At 72.5% G+C, this 269-nt stretch carries 1 protein-coding gene; it reads left to right on the top strand.

The genetic code is table 11. The features are described 5' to 3' along the window. Nucleotides 1-59: 59 nt before the first annotated feature. Nucleotides 60-269: DUF222 domain-containing protein (locus HCK04_RS40780; RefSeq protein ID WP_240972284.1), on the top strand; the 210-nt coding region annotated here is incomplete at its 3' end.

Below are 269 nucleotides of genomic sequence, written 5' to 3'. Positions count from 1 at the left end.
CGGCGCTGGGAGCGTCGGCAAGCACGCTGCTGGGGGCGTCTCTGGGAGGGGCGTTGGGGATGGTGCCGCCGGGGTTGCTGCTGGCGACCGGGCAGGTGCTGCCCCTCTCCAGCGTGCACCGCCTCGCCCGGACCTCAACCCTGGTCCGGATCGTCATGAACGCCGAGGGACAGGTCCTCGACATGGGCCGCAAAGTCCGCCTCGCCACCCCCGCCCAACGCCGGGCCATCTACGCCCGCTACGCCACCTGCTGGATCGACGGCTGCCCA

This window comes from Microbispora sp. CL1-1 (assembly GCF_012034195.1).
Classification (GTDB): Bacteria; Actinomycetota; Actinomycetes; order Streptosporangiales; family Streptosporangiaceae; genus Microbispora.
The sequence above is the reverse complement of the archived record's forward strand: the minus strand, read 5'-3'. Positions and strand labels throughout refer to the sequence as shown.